This window comes from Ralstonia pickettii (assembly GCF_016466415.2).
GTDB classification, from domain to species: Bacteria; Pseudomonadota; Gammaproteobacteria; order Burkholderiales; family Burkholderiaceae; genus Ralstonia; species Ralstonia pickettii.
On the sequence record NZ_CP066771.1, the window covers coordinates 1274926 to 1291536 of the forward strand.

14 protein-coding genes are annotated in these 16611 nt (G+C 65.1%); 11 read left to right on the forward strand and 3 right to left on the reverse strand.

Annotated elements, in window-relative coordinates:
* Genes tsaB through RP6297_RS06080 form a run of 3 tightly spaced genes read left to right on the forward strand, consistent with a single transcriptional unit; the run spans position 1 to position 2053 of the window.
* Positions 1-738, forward strand: a complete 738-nt coding sequence (gene tsaB, locus RP6297_RS06070) for a tRNA (adenosine(37)-N6)-threonylcarbamoyltransferase complex dimerization subunit type 1 TsaB (protein WP_009238276.1) — start codon at positions 1-3, stop codon at positions 736-738.
* A complete protein-coding gene (gene rimI, locus RP6297_RS06075) occupies positions 735-1262 on the forward strand; it encodes a ribosomal protein S18-alanine N-acetyltransferase (RefSeq protein ID WP_009238275.1) in 528 nt (175 codons plus the stop codon). Before tsaB ends, rimI begins: the two co-directional genes overlap by 4 nt.
* A complete protein-coding gene (locus RP6297_RS06080; protein WP_009238274.1) occupies positions 1259-2053 on the forward strand; it encodes a uracil-DNA glycosylase in 795 nt (264 codons plus the stop codon). Before rimI ends, RP6297_RS06080 begins: the two co-directional genes overlap by 4 nt.
* 34 nt (positions 2054-2087) lie before the next feature.
* On the opposite strand, the gene lplT is transcribed toward RP6297_RS06080, so the two are convergent.
* The gene (lplT, locus tag RP6297_RS06085; RefSeq protein WP_009238273.1) at positions 2088-3404 is read right to left on the reverse strand and encodes a lysophospholipid transporter LplT; all 1317 of its coding nucleotides are present in this window, start codon (positions 3402-3404) and stop codon (positions 2088-2090) included.
* Between the two features lie 647 nt (positions 3405-4051).
* Between lplT and alr the strand changes: the two genes are divergently transcribed.
* The 4 genes from alr to RP6297_RS06105 all read left to right on the forward strand — a co-directional run bounded on the left by alr (position 4052) and on the right by RP6297_RS06105 (position 7749).
* Complete coding sequence (alr, locus tag RP6297_RS06090; protein WP_009238272.1) at positions 4052-5176, forward strand: alanine racemase; 1125 nt, start codon at positions 4052-4054, stop codon at positions 5174-5176.
* A 68-nt stretch (positions 5177-5244) separates the two neighbouring features.
* A complete protein-coding gene (gene radA, locus RP6297_RS06095; RefSeq protein WP_009238271.1) occupies positions 5245-6615 on the forward strand; it encodes a DNA repair protein RadA in 1371 nt (456 codons plus the stop codon).
* Positions 6616-6725: 110 nt separating this feature from the next.
* On the forward strand, positions 6726-7205 hold the full coding sequence (locus RP6297_RS06100; protein WP_009238270.1) for a disulfide bond formation protein B: 480 nt from the start codon (positions 6726-6728) through the stop codon (positions 7203-7205).
* A gap of 16 nt (positions 7206-7221) precedes the next feature.
* Positions 7222-7749, forward strand: a complete 528-nt coding sequence (locus tag RP6297_RS06105) for a DUF523 domain-containing protein (RefSeq protein ID WP_009238269.1) — start codon at positions 7222-7224, stop codon at positions 7747-7749.
* Here RP6297_RS06105 and RP6297_RS06110 read toward each other — a convergent pair.
* Complete coding sequence (locus tag RP6297_RS06110) at positions 7732-8838, reverse strand: CaiB/BaiF CoA transferase family protein (protein ID WP_009238268.1); 1107 nt, start codon at positions 8836-8838, stop codon at positions 7732-7734. The genes RP6297_RS06105 and RP6297_RS06110 overlap by 18 nt on opposite strands.
* Before the next feature lie 31 nt (positions 8839-8869).
* Positions 8870-10807, reverse strand: a complete 1938-nt coding sequence (locus RP6297_RS06115) for an ATP-binding cassette domain-containing protein (protein ID WP_037027417.1) — start codon at positions 10805-10807, stop codon at positions 8870-8872.
* Between the two features lie 240 nt (positions 10808-11047).
* Here RP6297_RS06115 and RP6297_RS06120 point away from each other — a divergent pair, with 240 nt between their 5' ends.
* The 4 genes from RP6297_RS06120 (at position 11048) to gsiB (ending at position 16555) form a co-directional block, all read left to right on the forward strand.
* A complete protein-coding gene (locus RP6297_RS06120) occupies positions 11048-12037 on the forward strand; it encodes a MurR/RpiR family transcriptional regulator (protein WP_037028698.1) in 990 nt (329 codons plus the stop codon).
* Between the two features lie 17 nt (positions 12038-12054).
* Entirely contained in the window at positions 12055-13017 is a 963-nt protein-coding gene (locus RP6297_RS06125; protein ID WP_009238265.1) for an isoaspartyl peptidase/L-asparaginase family protein, read from the forward strand.
* Positions 13018-13092: 75 nt separating this feature from the next.
* Positions 13093-14940, forward strand: a complete 1848-nt coding sequence (locus RP6297_RS06130) for a dipeptide ABC transporter ATP-binding protein (protein WP_216661092.1) — start codon at positions 13093-13095, stop codon at positions 14938-14940.
* A 49-nt stretch (positions 14941-14989) separates the two neighbouring features.
* The gene (gene gsiB / locus RP6297_RS06135; RefSeq protein WP_009238263.1) at positions 14990-16555 is read left to right on the forward strand and encodes a glutathione ABC transporter substrate-binding protein GsiB; all 1566 of its coding nucleotides are present in this window, start codon (positions 14990-14992) and stop codon (positions 16553-16555) included.
* The last annotated feature ends 56 nt before the right edge of the window (positions 16556-16611 follow it).

The following is a 16611-nucleotide window of genomic DNA, read 5'->3' on the forward strand; positions in this document are numbered from 1 at the left end:
ATGCCCTGGATTCTTGCTTTCGACACCTCCACCGAGTTCTGCTCCGTCGCCCTTGGTGACGGCACGCGCACGTTGTTCCGCCACGAACATACCGGCCCGCGCTCCAGTAGCCGCGTGCTGCCGGCGGCTGCCGAATTGCTGGTCGAGGCCGGTATCGCCCTGGCCGATTGCGCTGCGATTGCTTTTGGCGCCGGGCCGGGTTCCTTCACGGGGCTGCGCACCGCGTGCGGCGTGGCGCAGGGTTTGGCGTTCGGTGCCAATTTGCCGGTCGTGCCGGTCAACTCGCTTGTTGCCTGTGCCGAGCAGACGCGCGCAACGTTGCCCGCTGGCACGGCCGTGACCATCGCGCTCGATGCACGTATGGACGAGTGCTACTGGGCCAGCTTCATTCCCGCCGATGCGGCGCAGGATGCATCCGGTTGGCATGCGCTTTCCGCCATCCAGGTCAGCGGGCCGCAGAGCGTTGCCGCGCCGTCGCAGCCGTATTGGCTGGCGGGCAATGCCGCCGCGGTGTTCGGCGATCAGTTGAGCATCGCTGCAGGGGCCGCCGCTGTGTTGCCCGAGGTCGCGCCGCACGCCCGGGAAATCATCGCCGTGGGTCTGCGCCTCCTGGCCGCCGGCCATACGGTGCGGCCTGAAGATGCGGCGCCGCTGTATGTCCGTGACAAGGTTGCGCTCACCATTGAAGAGCGCCAAGCGGTGCAGCAGGCCAAGGCTGCCGCAGGTGTCCAGCCATGAGCCTGATCGACAACGCACTGGCCCGCGTCATCACGCAGGCGCCGCTGCCTGCGGGCTGGCGCGCAGAGCGCATGACGGCACGCGATCTGGAGGGCGTTGCGGCGGTGGAGCTGGCGGCGTTCAAATTTCCCTGGTCGCGCGGCAACTTTGAGGATTCGCTCAAGTCTGGCCACCTCGCCATTGTCCTGCGTGATGGCGGTAACGAAGTCGCGGGCTATCTGATCCTCATGCCGGTGGTCGATGAGATGCACCTGCTCAACGTGACCGTGGCGCCGGCGTGGCAGCGCCAGGGGCTGGGGCATTGGCTGCTGCGTCTGGCGCGGGCGCTGACACTGGCGCATGGTTTCGGCAGCCTGCTGCTGGAAGTGCGCCCATCCAATGCCGGCGCGGTCGCGCTGTATCACCGTAGCGGGTTTGCAGAGATCGGCCGGCGCAAGCGCTATTACCCGGCCGAAAACAACACGCGCGAAGATGCGCTCGTCATGCGCATGGTGTGTGAAGCGAGCGGGGTGGAGGCAGCATGAACCGTCGATCCCGAATGCTCGAAGCGCTGGGCGTTTCGACCGAATGGACCTTGCGCGGGGCTGCGCCGGCCGGGTTGGAGGCCGTCGAGGTCGCCGCCGCCGAGCCGGTTGCCGTAGAGGTGGAAGCCGATTCGTTTGTTGCGGCCGAGTCCGTGCCCGTGCGAGGTGAACCGCCTGTCATGCACGCGTTATCGGACACGGCTGCACCACGCGCCCAGCGCATCGCCGCGTTCGACTGGGCACAGCTCGAAGCTGCCGTTTCCAACTGCACATCGTGCAAGCTCTGCGAGCGTCGCACGAACACCGTTTTCGGCGTTGGCGATCGCGAGGCGGAATGGATGCTGATCGGCGAGGCGCCGGGTGAGCAGGAAGACAAGCAGGGCGAGCCGTTTGTCGGCCAGGCCGGCAAGCTGCTCGACAGCATGCTGCGATCGATCGGCTTGTCGCGCGAGAAGGGCGTGTTCATCGCCAACGTGCTCAAGTGCCGCCCGCCCGGCAATCGGGATCCGGAGCCGGACGAAGCAGCGATGTGCGATCCGTATCTCAAGCGTCAGATTGCGCTGGTCAAGCCGCGCATCATCGTCGTGCTGGGTCGCATTGCCGCGCAGAACCTGCTGCAGACGCAAACGCCTGTTGGCAAGCTGCGCGGCAAGGTGCATGAGGTGGAAGGGGTGCCCGTGGTGGTGACGTACCACCCGGCTTACCTGTTGCGCACGCTGACCGACAAGGCGCGCGCATGGGAAGACCTTTGCCTGGCGCGCAAGATCTACGCGGAGCGCGGCGGCCAGTAGTCAGCTGCCTGCCTGCCTGCGGGCAGGCTCCGCGTCAGTGGTGCTTGTCTTCGCCAATGAGCGCGGCGGTGTGGAACAGTTTCTCGTTGATGCGATGCCGGCGCATGACCAGCGCCATCGTCAGGCAGACGAAGATGCCGAACGACACGATCACCACGCCCACCGACACATTGAGCTTGATGAGCAGCGCGTACAGGCACAGCATCAGCAGCACCGAGACGTTTTCATTGAAGTTCTGCACCGCAATCGAGTGGCCGGCGGAGAGCAGCACGTGCCCGCGGTGCTGCAGCAGCGCGTTCATCGGCACCACGAAGAAGCCCGACATCGCACCCACGATCATCAGGAACAGGTAGGCGATCATCATGTACAGCGGCAGCTTCATTTGGCCGATGTGGAATGTGATTTCGGGAATCGTGTGCTTGGTGTAGAACGCCATCAGCATGACGACCGCGCCCATTGCCACGCCCACTGGCAACACGTCGAGCGACCGGCGCAGGGGAATCTTCACGGCGGCAGCCATGGCGCCCGCGGCCACCCCTACGGCGACCACGGCCTGCAGAATGGCGCCCTGCGAGAGGTTCAGCTCCAGCGATTGCTCGGCCCACTTCAGCACGATGAATTGCAGCGTGGCGCCTGCGCCCCAGAACAGCGTTGTCACCGCCAGGGAGATCTGGCCGAGCCTGTCGCGCCACAGCGCGTTGAAGCAGTCGGCAAACTCCGAAATGAGACGTACCGGGTTCTTTTCCTGCTGCGGATAGCGCGCGCCGGTATCGGGAATGCGCGTGTTGAACAGCGCCGCGATCAGGTAGATCACCATGATCACCAGCATCGCCGCTTCAGCCGGCGTGTCGATGCGCTCGAGCCCGGGAATGTCGAACGACAGCAGCCATGCCGAGACATGGTTGGAGATCAAGGCCCCACCTAGCACGGTGCCGAGGATGATCGAGCCGACGGTCAGGCCTTCGATCCATCCATTGGCCGCGACCAGCTTTTCAGGGGGGAGGAGTTCGGTAAGGATGCCGTACTTGGCCGGCGAATATGCCGCCGCACCGAAGCCGACCACACCATAGGCGAGCAACGGATGCAGGCCGGTGAGCATCACGCCACAACCAACCAGCTTGATGGCATTGGTGATGAGCATCACCTTGCCTTTGGGGCGGGAGTCGGCAAATGCGCCCACGAAGGCGGCAAGTAGAACGTAAGAGAGTACGAAGAACAATTTGAGCAGCGGGGTCATCCACTGCGGCGCATGCATCTCTGTGAGAAGGGCGATGGCGGCAATGAGCAGCGCATTGTCAGCGAGCGACGAAAAAAACTGCGCCGCCATGATGGTGTAAAAACCCTTCTTCATACCTTCGAATTCGTCCCCGTAGACCGCGGTGCCATGTTCGTCTTCACGTCTTGCCGGCAGCGTGCCAGCACCCGGAAGCGCCCTCCGGGAGGTGCCGGCCAAGCGGTGCGTCGGCTGAGTGGCCGCGCAGCGCACAGGTGCGCGGTGGCGGCATTGAAGCCAGCGCCCGCGTGGGCTCCCCTGATTGTGGTTCCCTTGGACGGGGCCCGTTCGGTGCTGCAAGCCGCGCACCGCCGGACAACCGTGGGAATCTTCACTGACAGGCGTTCGGGCCATGCGTTCCGCCCGCAGTTTGTTTTGGTCTCGCCTGTTTGCATGCTCAAACCCGATGTGACGCCATCGCGCAAAGAGAAGTGGCTGGTGCCCAACTTTCCTCATGCTGGCTGCGCATCACGACGGTCTTCCCATGCCTAAATTGAACGGCTTTATATCATGAAACTTGTGCGCTTCCGGTGACGGCGGCGCACTTTCTTTCTGAGCATGCTGATGGCAGGCGCGAACCAGTTGGTGTCCTGTGGTCAAATAGAACGCTCACCGCGTGAGGCCGGGCGCACCGGCCTCCGCACAGACAATTTGCCTGTTGCACTGCAGCACCGACGCCGCGCCACGAGCGCGCCATCGCATTCACGTTTTGCAGGTTTGCCGTCATGCCAAGACCCATCCAGGCCGTCATCCACGGCCCAGCACTTGCCAATAATCTCCAGGTTGCCCGCCGTCATGCGCCCAACTCGCGCGTGTGGGCTGTCGTCAAAGCCAACGCGTACGGTCACGGCATCGAACGCGTGTATGAAGGCCTGCGCCAGACCGACGGTTTCGGCCTGCTCGATCTGGACGAGGCCGTCCGACTGCGCCAACTCGGCTGGCAGGGGCCGGTTCTGTTGCTGGAAGGTTTTTTCAAGCCGGAAGACCTGGCCATCGTCGAGCAGTACCGCCTGACCACCACCGTCCATTGCGAAGAGCAGCTTCGCATGCTCGAACTGGCCCGCCCGAAAGGGCCCATCAGCGTGCAGCTCAAGATCAATACGGGCATGAGCCGCCTCGGCTTCGCGCCCGCTGCCTACCGCGCCGCATGGGAGCGCGCCCGCGCCATTTCGGGCGTCGGCACGATCGTTCACATGACGCATTTCTCCGATGCCGACGGCCCGCGCGGCATCGAGCATCAACTTGTCGCGTTTGAACAGGCCACGCAGGGTTTGCCCGGCGAGGCGTCGCTGTGCAACTCCGCGGCAACGCTGTGGCATCCGAAAGCACATCGCGACTGGGTGCGCCCCGGCGTGATCATTTACGGCGCATCGCCGACGGGCGTGGCGGCGGACATCGACGGCACGGGGCTGATGCCCGCCATGACGCTCAAGAGCGAGCTGATCGCCATTCAGGATCTGCAGCCCGGGGCGACGATCGGTTACGGCTCGCGCTTTACCGTGGAGCACCCGATGCGCATCGGCATCGTCGCGTGCGGTTATGCCGACGGCTACCCGCGCCATGCGCCAGGTTGGGACGGCAACCACACGCCGGTGCTGGTGGACGGCGTGCGCACGCACATCGTGGGCCGCGTGTCGATGGACATGATTACCGTTGACCTGGCTGGGGTGCCCGAGGCGCGTGTCGGCACGCCCGTCACCCTGTGGGGCGAGGGCCTGCCGATAGACGACGTTGCACACGCTTCGGGCACGGTCGGGTATGAGCTGATGTGCGCCCTGGCGCCCCGCGTACCGGTGTCGGTCGAGCCCGTCAGCACCGCGGACGCCGGCGACCTGGGCAAGGCTGCCTGAACGCAGCATCGTCAATACAAAGATCAAGCGGCGGCCGCCCATGCGCGGCGCCGTAAGCAGGGGGTTGTTTGGCCAAGAGCAAGACGGTCTATACGTGCACCGAATGTGGTGGCACGGCGCCGAAGTGGGCAGGGCAGTGCCCGAATTGCCAGCAGTGGAATACGCTGGTCGAAACCGTTGCGCAGCCGACGTCGGGCGCTGGCGCGCGCTTCCAGTCGCTGGCATCCAGCGCGACGGTACGCAAGCTGTCGGACATCGACGCGGTGGATGTGCCGCGTTTCTCCAGCGGCATCGACGAATTTGACCGCGTACTGGGCGGCGGCCTCGTCAGCGGCGGTGTGGTGCTCATCGGCGGTGATCCGGGGATCGGCAAATCGACGCTGTTGCTGCAGGCGCTGTCCAACCTGTCGACCGATCGGCGGGTGCTGTACGTAAGCGGCGAAGAGTCCGGCTCGCAGATCGCGCTGCGTGCGCGTCGCCTGGGCATCGAAAGCCCGAACCTCGCGCTGCTGGCAGAAATCCAGCTTGAGCGCATCCAGGCGACCATCGAGACGGAAAAGCCGGAAGTCGTCGTCATCGATTCGATCCAGACGCTGTATTCCGAGGCGCTGACCTCGGCGCCGGGCTCCGTGGCCCAGGTGCGCGAGTGCGCGGCGCAGCTGACGCGCATTGCGAAGCGGCTGGATGTGACCACCATTCTGGTTGGCCATGTGACCAAGGAAGGCGCGCTGGCGGGCCCCCGTGTGCTGGAACACATTGTCGATACGGTGCTGTATTTCGAGGGCGATACGCATTCCGCCTACCGGCTCGTGCGGGCGTTCAAAAACCGTTTTGGCGCCGTCAACGAGCTGGGCGTGTTTGCGATGACGGAGCGCGGCCTGCGTGGCGTGGCGAATCCGTCGGCGCTCTTCCTGTCGCAGCACGAACAGGTGGTGCCGGGCTCGTGCGTGCTGGTGACGCAGGAAGGCACGCGGCCGCTGCTGGTGGAAATTCAGGCGCTGGTGGATACGGCCAACGTGCCGAATCCGCGGCGTCTGGCAGTGGGCCTGGAGCAGAACCGGCTGGCAATGTTGCTGGCGGTGCTGCACCGTCATGCCGGCATTGCGTGCTTTGACCAGGACGTGTTCCTGAACGCGGTGGGCGGCGTGAAGATTACCGAGCCGGCGGCGGATCTGGCCGTGCTGCTGGCCATCCATTCGTCGATGCGTAACAAGGCGCTCCCACGCGGGCTGGTGGTGTTCGGCGAGATCGGCCTGGCCGGGGAAATCCGCCCGACGCCGCGCGGTCAGGAGCGGTTGAAGGAAGCGGCCAAGCTGGGCTTCTCGATTGCCGTGATCCCGAAATCCAACGCCCCCAAGCAGGCGATCGACGGACTGGAGGTCATCGCCGTTGAACGTATCGAGCAGGCCATCGACCGCGTGCGGTCGCTCGAGGCTTGATCGTTCAACATTTCGCAACGGTATCGCGGGTGCCATTTGAAAATGCATGTGCCGTTGCGGTGCGATAATCCGCCAACTTTTCTCCATGACTCCTCTGAACTGACGCCGCCATGCAAGCCAACTCGCGCGCCTTTTTCCTGCTGATTGCCGTGATCCCCTTCGGGGTGGTCGGTTATGCGCTTTACCTGCAGCACGTTGAGGGTCTGCAGCCGTGTCCGCTGTGCATCCTGCAGCGGTTTGCGTTCCTGGGCATCGGCGTGTTCTCGCTGCTCGCGGCGCTGTCGTCGGCCACGCGGCTGCTGTGGCACGGGCTGGGCATGCTGTCGGGGCTGGCCGGCCTGTGTGTCGCGGGGTACCACGTATCGCTGCTGCTGAACCCCAAGGCAACGTGCGGCATTGACCCGATCGAGAACTGGATCAACGCGCTGCCGACTGCCAAATGGTTGCCGCAGGTGTTCGAAGCCGATGGCCTCTGCGTCGGGCCGATGCCGCCAGTGCTGGGCCTGTCGGTGCCGGTGTGGTCGCTGATCTGGCTGCTGATTCTTTCGCTGACGCTGGTGGTGGGGATGATCCGCCGCGAGCGCCGCTAAGTCGGAGCCGCAAATCATGCAGCGCGTGCTGGTGAGTGCCTGCCTGCTGGGCCAGCCGGTGCGCTATGACGGCGGCACGGTCGTCACTGAAGGCGGCATCCTGGCCCGCTGGCAGATGGAGGGGCGCATCGTGCCGATGTGCCCGGAGATGGCCGGCGGTTTGCCGGTGCCGCGTCTGCCCGCGGAAATTCACGGCGAGGGCGGTGGCGCGGCGGTGCTGCGCGGCGCAGCCCGTGTCGTCGAACACCACGGCCACGATGTCACCGAAGCGTTTCTCCAAGGCGCACAGCGTGCACTGGAAGCTGCGCAGGCGGCCGGCGTGCAAGTCGCCGTGCTCACCGAGCGCAGCCCGTCTTGCGGTTCTGCGTTTCTCTACGACGGGACATTTTCCAGCCAACTGCAGCAAGGCGAGGGCGTGACGGCGGCGCTGCTGCGCCAATACGGCATCCGAGTGTTCAGCCAGCACCAGCTGGAAGAAGCCGGGCGGCTGCTCGATTCGCTCGATGCGCTGGACCGCGCCGGTTCGTCAATCGGCAAACCGTAGCGGCAAGGCGAGCTGCACGGGCTCGCCGTTCTCCTGCACGACGCTGTTGCGCTCGACAAAGAGCGGATGTTGCAGCGCTTCTTCCATGCGCAGCACGGGCGTGACACAGCAATCGGCATCGGCAAAACGCGCGGTCCATTCTGCTTGCGTGGCGGTCCGGAACAGCGCAGCCAGTTCGTCGCGAATGGCGCGTGCCTCTTCGCCGCCCACGCGCTGGCCGAGCGACCAGTGGCTGTCTTTCCACGCGGGCTTGCCGATCACGTCGCACATCACCTGCCAGAACTTCAATTCAAGGGCGCCGACGGCCATGAAGCGATCGTCCGCCGTGCGATAGACACCGTAGCACGGCACACCGCCATTGAGCAGATCGGTGCCCGCGGGGCTGGCCTTGCCGCGCGTGCCAACGGCAAAGAACGCCATCAGGTTGTGCGCGAACACCGAGTCGGTCATCGATACATCGACGTAGCGGCCGCGGCCGGTGGCTCGAGCGTCGACCAGCGCCGCCAGGGTGCCGACCACCGCCGTGAGCGCGCCGCCCAACAGGTCGCCGATCTGCACGTTGGGGACGATGGGTGTGCCGTCCGCGCTCGCGAGCTGATCGAGCATGCCCGCATAGCCGATGTAGTTGATGTCGTGGCCTGCAGCTTTCGCGAGCGGTCCGCCCTGGCCGTAGCCGCTGATGGAACACATGACGAGCGCCGGGTTGGCCGCGCGCAGGGTGTCCCAGCCGACACCGAGGCGCGCCATGACGCCAGGGCGGAAGCTTTCGATGAGCACATCGGCGTGGCGTACGAGTTCGATGAGCGCGTCGCGGTCTTCGGCGCGTTTCAGGTCGAGCCGCATTTCGGTCTTGCCGCGATTGAGCGAGCGGAAGAACAGGCTCGGGCGTTCGGCCGCGCGGTCAGCGGAGGTGCGCATCATGTCGCGCGCGTAGTCGCCGGGGCCGGGGTCTTCGATCTTGATGACTTCTGCGCCGAGGTCGGCCAGGTGGCGCGTGGCGGCCGGGCCGGGCAGCAGGCGCGTGAGGTCGAGCACGCGCACGCCGGTCAGTGGCTGGTGCGTGGCGGTGTCCGGCGACGGCGATGTCATCAACAGGTCTCCTTGGCCGGACGCGCCAGCCTCAATTGATTTGTTCGAGTTGTTCGTGCAGCTCGAGCCAGCGTTCTTCCAGCTCGTCGAGTTCGGCGTTCAGCTCGGCCTGGCGGCGCAGGCTTTCCATCATGCGCGTCTTGTTCGCGTCTTCATACGCGGCGCCGTCGGCGAGGAAGGCTTCGAGTTCTGCCTTTTCTTTTTGCAGCGGCGCCATGCGTTTTTCAATCGCGTCGACGTTCTTTTGCAGCGGCTTGCGCAGCGCATTCAGGCGTTGACGTTCGGCGGCTTCCTCGCGCTTCTGGTCGCGGCGGTTGGTGGTCGGCGCGCCATCCGCATCGGCCGGGGCTGCCTGGGCGCCGGCGGCTGCGCGCTTGGCCGCGGCTTGTTTGAGCAGCCAGTCGCGGTAGTCGTCCAGATCGCCATCAAACGGGGCGACGGTGCCCTGGCCGACAAGCAGGAACTGGTCGGTCGTGGCGCGCAGCAGATGCCGATCGTGCGAGACGAGGATCAGCGTGCCGTCGAACTGGGCGAGCGCCATCGTCAGCGCTTCGCGCGTGTCGAGATCCAGGTGGTTGGTCGGCTCGTCGAGCAGCAGCAGGTTGGGGCGCTGCCAGACGATCAGGGCGAGCGCCAGGCGTGCCTTCTCGCCACCCGAGAATGGCTCGATGGGCGAGGTCGCCATGTCACCGCGGAAGTTGAAGCTGCCGAGAAAGTCGCGCAGTTCCTGCTCGCGTACGTCGGGCGCCAGCCGCGCCAGATGCAGCAGCGGGGAGGCGTGATCGTCCAGCGTCTCCAACTGGTGCTGGGCGAAGTAACCGATCTGCAGGCCCTTGCCGCGCCGGATCGTGCCGGACAGCGGTGCCAGCGTCTCGGCCAGTGTTTTTACGAGCGTCGATTTGCCCTGGCCGTTGGCCCCCAGCAGGCCGATGCGCTGACCGGTCTGGATGGAGAACGTCAGGTGCTTGAGGATGGTGATGGGTTCATCAGCGCTCGGGCCGGGATAGCCGCAATCGACGCCTTCAAACGTGAGCATCGGGTTGGGCGCCGCCTCGGGCTCGCGGAATTCGAACGAAAAACCCGCCGCCGCATGCACGGGCGCAAGGCGCTCCATGCGCTCCAGCGCCTTGACGCGGCTCTGCGCCTGTTTGGCCTTGCTGGCCTTCGCCTTGAAGCGCGTGATGAACGATTCCAGGTGCGCGATCTGCTTTTGCTGGCGCGCGTACGACGCTTCCTGCAGCGCCATCTGCTGCAGGCGTTGCGTCTCAAACTGCGTGTAGTTGCCGCCGTAACGTTTGAGCTTCTGGTTCTCGATATGCAGCGTGACGTTGCATACGCCGTCGAGGAATTCGCGGTCGTGCGAAATCATCACCAGCGTGCCGGCGTAGCGCGACAGCCAGTCTTCCAGCCAGACCACGGCGTCCAAGTCCAGGTGGTTGGTGGGCTCGTCGAGCAGCAGCAGGTCGGATGGACACATCAGCGCCTGGGCCAGATTCAGACGCATGCGCCAGCCGCCGGAGAAGCTCGCCACGGGTTGCGTGGTCTGCGCCATCGTGAAACCGAGACCGAGCAGCAGCGCCTGCGCACGCGCCGGTGCGGTGTAGCCGTCGGCATCGGCAAAGGCCGTGTGGGCTTCGGCCTGCGCATGGCCGTCGTGCGCCGCTTCTGCTGCGGCGAGCCGGCGTTCGATGTCGCGCAGGCGGGTATCGCCGTCGAGGGTGTAGTCGAGCGCGCTGCGGTCGACTGCCGGCGTTTCCTGCGCCACGTGCGCGACCTGCCAGGTGGGCGGGATGGCGACTTCGCCGCCGTCGGCGTGCAATTCGCCGCGCAGCATGGAAAACAGCGTCGACTTGCCGCTGCCGTTCACGCCGACAAGGCCGACCCGTTCACCGGGGTTGAGTGTGGCGGTGGCGTGGTCGAACAGCACCTTGGTGCCGCGCTGGAGGACGAGGTCGTCGAATCGGATCACGAAAAACTGCGCTTGAAGGCAAATCGAAGAAGGGTGCGATTGTAGCGTGCTGCGTCGCACGATCCTGGCGCCTCAGGTGCGTTTGGACTGGTGCATTGCACCGTGCCGAGGCAGCGCTCGCCCGCAATCTGTGCGGTGGCATTAGACCTAGGGAAAACCATAGGTCTTCATGAAAGTTTTTTTCTTTACACGGTCGGCTCGTGAAAATACATTTACACAAAATTTTCACGGCCCATGAACATGGCGAAATCCACCAGCAAGCGCACGGATGTGTCGAAAGGCGCATTCGCCGCCGATGCGACGGTCTCCGAGCGCATTGGGGCGGCCCTTGCCACGCTCACGCCCGCGCACCAGCGCATGGCGGAATACGTGCTGGCGAACCCGTTCCGCGCCGCCACCATGCGCATCGACGAATTTGCCGCCGCGGTGGACATGTCGATTGCCACGGCCAACCGCTTTGCGCTGGCGCTGGGCTTTGACGGCTATCCGCAGTTCCGCGCGGGGCTGCTGCGCGGCTTCGAAGCGACGCTCGCGCCGGTCGAAAAACTGCGTCACGAGCTGGCACGCCCGGCCTCCAGCGCGGAAATCTTTGCCGCCTCGCTCAACGAAGACATCGCCAACCTGGACGCCACGCGCCGCATGCTTGACGCCGCCGCGTGCGAACGCGCGGTCGACGCCATCCTCGGCGCACAGCGCATCTACGTGATGGGCTTTGGCGCCAGCGGCTATCTGGCGGGGCTGCTGCGCCATGGGCTCGATCTTTACTGCGACACGGTGATCGCCGTTTCGCAGCCGGGCGGCGCCTCCGATGCAGCGCGCCAACTGCGCAAGATCGGGCCGAAGGATCTGCTGATCGCCATCGCTTTCCCGCGCTATGCGGCGGACACCATCACGCTGGCCAAGCAGGCCGGTAAGCAAGGCTGCCAACTGCTGGCGCTGACCGACAGCCCCACATCGCCGCTCGCGCCGCTGGCCGACATTGCGCTGTATGCGCGGCCGGAGCGGCAATTCTCCGCCACGTCCGACACGGCCGCCGTGGCGCTGTTCGAAGCGCTGTGCGGCGCGGTGGCGCATCGTTCGGCGCATTCGCTGGAATCGGCCGAACGCCTGACTGAATTCGTGCTGCCGTGGCTGCATACAGCCCCAGCGCCGCGCACCAATGACGCCCCGGGCGCCTCCGGCACACCGACAACCACCCGACGCGGCCGCAAACGCGCCGCTGAAAACTGATTGACATCGAGCCACGCATGACTACGCCCATCCTCGCCATTCACGGCGGCGCCGGCACCATCACCCGCACGGCCATGAGTGCCGACAAGGAAGCCGCTTACCAGCAAGCGCTGAACGACATCCTGGCCGCAGGGCAACGCATCCTTGTGGAAGGCGGTAGCGCCCTGGATGCCGTGACCGAAGCCGTGCGCCTGCTCGAAGAGTGCCCGCTGTTCAACGCCGGCAAGGGCGCGGTGCTTACCAGTGCCGGCACGTATGAACTCGATGCGTCGATCATGGATGGCGCCACGCTGGCCGCCGGCGCAGTGACCTGTGTCAAGCGCCTGCGCAATCCGATCCTCGCGGCCCGCGCGGTGATGGAGCGCAGCGAACACGTGCTGTTCACTTCCGAAGGCGCCGAGGCTTTCGCGCAAGCGCAGGGCCTGGAGTTTGTCGAGCCCGACTACTACTACACCGAAGCGCGCTACGCCCAATGGCAGCGCGCCCGCCAGCAAGAAGGCATGGCACTGCTCGATCACGATGCCGCGTCGCTCATGGCGAAGGAAGCTGCACCCATCGACCCGGACAACAAGTTCGGCACCGTGGGCGCCGTGGCTTGCGACGCACAAGGGCGCCTCGCGGCGGCCACCTCCACGGGCGGCGTCACCAACAAGAAGGTTGGCCGCGTGGGCGACACGCCCATCGTCGGCGCCGGCTGCTTTGCGAATAACGTTGCGGCCGTGTCGTGCACGGGCACGGGCGAAATGTTTATCCGCGCCGTGGCTGCCTACGACATTGCCGCGCAGATGGAGTACGCCGGCAAGTCGCTGGCCGATGCGAGCAACGACGTGGTCATGCGCAAGCTGATGGCCATCAGCGGCCGCGGCGGGCTGATCGCCGTGGACGCGCAAGGCAACGTCGCGTTGCCGTTCAACACAGAAGGGATGTACCGCGGGTTCGCACGCGGCGCGCAAGCGCCCGTGGTGTCGATCTATCGGTAAGAAGCCGCCAAGCAGGACAGCAGGAGATTTGTCGTGACAGCAACCAAACAGCCCGGCTCCAACAGCGTCATTGCCATGCCCGACCAGCGTGTCGTGCAGGTGCAAGACCTGAGCGTGCGCTTTGCCACGTCCGAGCGCGTGGTCGACGCGGTGCGCAACCTGTCGTTCCACGTCGACCGGGGCGAGACGCTGGCCGTGGTGGGCGAATCGGGTTCGGGCAAGTCGGTGACGTCGCTGGCGCTGATGCGGCTGGTGGAACACGGCGGCGGCAAGATCATCGGCGGGCAGATGCATCTGCGCCGCCGCAACGGCGAGGTGCTGGACTTGGCCAACGCCAGCCCAGCCGCCATGCGCGGCGTGCGCGGTGCCGACATCGCGATGATCTTTCAGGAGCCGATGACCTCGCTCAACCCGGTGTTCACCGTGGGCGAACAGATTGCCGAATCGATCCGCCTGCACCAGGGCAAGTCCGCCAGCGAAGCCAAGGCCGAGGCGCTGCGCATGCTCGAGCTGGTGCGCATTCCGGAAGCGCGCAATGTGCTGGGGCGCTATCCGCACCAACTGTCGGGCGGCATGCGCCAGCGCGTGATGATTGCGATGGCGCTGTCCTGCAAACCGTCGTTGCTGATTGCGGATGAGCCGACTACCGCGCTGGACGTGACCATCCAGGCCGAAATCCTGCAACTGATCCGCGCGCTGCAGCAGGAGCTGCACATGGCCGTGGTGTTCATCACGCACGACATGGGCGTGGTGGCGGAAGTGGCCGACCGCGTGCTCGTGATGTACAAGGGCGATCGCGTGGAAGAGGGCCCGTCGGCCACGGTGTTTGCACAGCCGGCGCATCCGTATACGCGTGCGCTGCTGTCGGCGGTGCCGCGCCTGGGCTCGATGCAGGGCACCGATGGGCCGGCCCGCTTTCCTCTGTTGCGGGTGGACGGCACGGCCGCCGCGGTCGATACGACACCGCAGCCGGCGGCGTCGCACGATGTGCAACCCATTTTGCGTGTGCGTGATCTCGTCACGCGCTTTGACGTGCCCACGGGCATCTTCGGCCGCGTCACGCGCCGGGTGCATGCGGTGGAGCAGGTCAGTTTTGATCTCTACCCTGGTGAGACGCTGGCGCTGGTCGGCGAATCGGGCTGCGGCAAGTCGACGACGGGACGGTCGCTCTTGCGCCTGGTGGACAGCCAGAGCGGCAGCATCGAATTTGCCGGCCAGAACATCGGCGAGCTGAAGGGGCCTGCGCTCCAGACGCTGCGCCGAAACATCCAGTTCATCTTCCAGGACCCATTCGCCTCGCTGGACCCGCGCGTGCCGGTCGGCTACTCCATCATGGAGCCGCTGCTGGTGCACAAGGTGGCTTCCGGCAAAGAGGCGCAGCAACGTGTGGAATGGCTGCTCGACAAGGTGGGCCTGCAGGCCGCGCATGCGTCGCGCTATCCGCACGAGTTTTCCGGCGGGCAGCGCCAGCGCATCTGCATTGCTCGCGCCCTCGCGCTGAATCCCAAGGTGGTGATTGCCGATGAGTCGGTCTCGGCGCTCGACGTATCGATCCAGGCGCAGATCGTCAACCTGATGCTCGATCTGCAGAAGGAGTTTGGCGTTGCGTTCCTGTTCATCTCGCACGACATGGCGGTGGTGGAGCGCATCAGCCATCGCGTGGCGGTGATGTATCTCGGCCAGATCGTCGAGATCGGCCCGCGCCGCGCGATCTTCGAAAATCCGCAGCACCCCTATACGAAGAAGCTGATGTCGGCCGTGCCGATTGCGGACCCGGCGCGCCGCCATTTGAAGCGTGAACTTTCCACGCACGAAATCCCAAGCCCCATCCGTGCCGTTGGCGACCTGCCGGTGGTGCAGCCGTTGGTGCAAGTGGCGCCAGACCACTTTGTTGCCCGCCACTCGATTGGCGGCGCGTATTAATCGCAATACAGAACGCAGTGAGACGTCATCTTTGATGAGGAGGAAGGAAATGTTCAATCGCTTTGCCCACCGAGTCGCATTCGGCCCGCGCGCAGCCATGGTTGCCAGCGGCCTGGCCCTGGCGGCATTCACCATGCCGGCCTTTGCCGCCAAGGACGCCGTGATGGCGGTCTACTCGACCTTCACCACGATGGACCCGTACGACGCCAACGACACGCTGTCGTTCAGCGCGGCCAAGTCGTTCTATCAAGGCCTGTTCGGCTTCGACAAGGACATGAAGCTGGTCAACGTGCTGTGCGACAGCTACGAGGTCAGCAAGGACGGCCTGGTCTATACGTTCAAGCTGCACAAGGGCGTGAAATTCCACGACGGGACCACGTTTGATGCCAACGCCGTCAAGGCCAACCTGGACCGCGTGACGGACCCGGCCAACAAGCTCAAGCGTTTCGTGCTGTTCAATCGCGTGGCGAAGACCGAAGTGGTCGATCCGTACACCGCCCGCGTGACGCTCAAGGAGCCGTTCTCGCCGTTCATCAACGTGCTGGCCCATCCGTCGGCGGCGATGATCTCGCCCACGGCGCTCAAGAAGTACGGCAAGGACATCGCGTTCCACCCGGTCGGCACCGGGCCGTTCGAGTTTGTCGAATGGAAGCAGACCGACTACCTGAAGGGCAAGAAATTCGACGGCTACTGGAAGCATGGCCTGCCGAAGATCGACACCATCACCTGGAAGCCGGTGGTCGACAACAACACGCGCGCCACCATCATGCAGACGGGCGAAGCCGACTTTGCGTTCACGATTCCGTTCGAGCAGGCTGCCGTCCTCAAGAGCAGCCCGAAGGTTGACCTGATTGCAGCGCCGTCGATCATCCAGCGCTATGTCAGCTTCAACACCAACGTGAAGCCGTTCGACAACCCCAAGGTGCGCCAGGCCATCAACTACGCCATCAACAAGGATGCGCTGACCAAGGTGGCGTTTGCGGGCTACGCCGTGCCGTCTGAAGGCGTGGTGCCGCCGGGCGTTGACTACGCCGTCAAGTTGGGCCCGTGGCCGTACAACCCGGCCAAGGCGAAAGAGCTGCTGAAGGAAGCGGGTTACCCGAACGGCTTTGAGACGCAACTGTGGTCGGCCTATAACCACACGACGGCGCAGAAGATCATCCAGTTCGTGCAGCAGCAACTGGCGCAGGTCGGCATCAAAGCCTCGGTGCTGGCGTTGGAAGCGGGCCAGCGCGTCGAGCGCGTGGAAAGCGTGCCCAAGCCCGAAGACGCCGGCGTGCGCATGTACTACGCAGGCTGGTCATCGTCGACGGGTGAATCGGATTGGGCGCTGCGTCCGCTGCTGGCGTCCGAAGCCATGCCGCCCAAGTCGTTCAACACCGCGTACTACAAGAACGAGCAGGTGGATGCCGACATCGCCGGCGCACTGCGCACGACCGATCGCGCTGAGAAGTCGAAGCTCTACACCGACGCGCAGAAGCGCATCTGGGAAGACGCACCGTGGGCCTTCCTGGTGACGGAGAAGATCGTCTACGCGCGCTCGAAGCGTCTGTCTGGCGCCTATGTGGCACCGGACGGCTCGTTCAGCTTTGAAGACGTCGACATCAAGCAATAAGCCTCATTGCCGTACCGGCCCGCGCAATCTTTGCGCGGGCCATTGAATTGCCGCCT

Bases quoted from the DNA above. Each gene is read 5' to 3' on its own strand.
- RP6297_RS06125 (WP_009238265.1), top strand. From the start codon at position 12,055: ATGACTACGCCCATCCTCGCCATTCACGGCGGCGCCGGCACCATCACC.
- alr (WP_009238272.1), top strand. From the start codon at position 4,052: ATGCCAAGACCCATCCAGGCCGTCATCCACGGCCCAGCACTTGCCAAT.
- RP6297_RS06105 (WP_009238269.1), top strand. From the start codon at position 7,222: ATGCAGCGCGTGCTGGTGAGTGCCTGCCTGCTGGGCCAGCCGGTGCGC.
- tsaB (WP_009238276.1), top strand. From the start codon at position 1: ATGCCCTGGATTCTTGCTTTCGACACCTCCACCGAGTTCTGCTCCGTC.
- gsiB (WP_009238263.1), top strand. From the start codon at position 14,990: ATGTTCAATCGCTTTGCCCACCGAGTCGCATTCGGCCCGCGCGCAGCC.
- RP6297_RS06100 (WP_009238270.1), top strand. From the start codon at position 6,726: ATGCAAGCCAACTCGCGCGCCTTTTTCCTGCTGATTGCCGTGATCCCC.
- RP6297_RS06120 (WP_037028698.1), top strand. From the start codon at position 11,048: ATGGCGAAATCCACCAGCAAGCGCACGGATGTGTCGAAAGGCGCATTC.
- RP6297_RS06110 (WP_009238268.1), bottom strand. From the start codon at position 8,838: ATGACATCGCCGTCGCCGGACACCGCCACGCACCAGCCACTGACCGGC.
- RP6297_RS06130 (WP_216661092.1), top strand. From the start codon at position 13,093: ATGCCCGACCAGCGTGTCGTGCAGGTGCAAGACCTGAGCGTGCGCTTT.
- RP6297_RS06080 (WP_009238274.1), top strand. From the start codon at position 1,259: ATGAACCGTCGATCCCGAATGCTCGAAGCGCTGGGCGTTTCGACCGAA.
- rimI (WP_009238275.1), top strand. From the start codon at position 735: ATGAGCCTGATCGACAACGCACTGGCCCGCGTCATCACGCAGGCGCCG.
- lplT (WP_009238273.1), bottom strand. From the start codon at position 3,404: ATGAAGAAGGGTTTTTACACCATCATGGCGGCGCAGTTTTTTTCGTCG.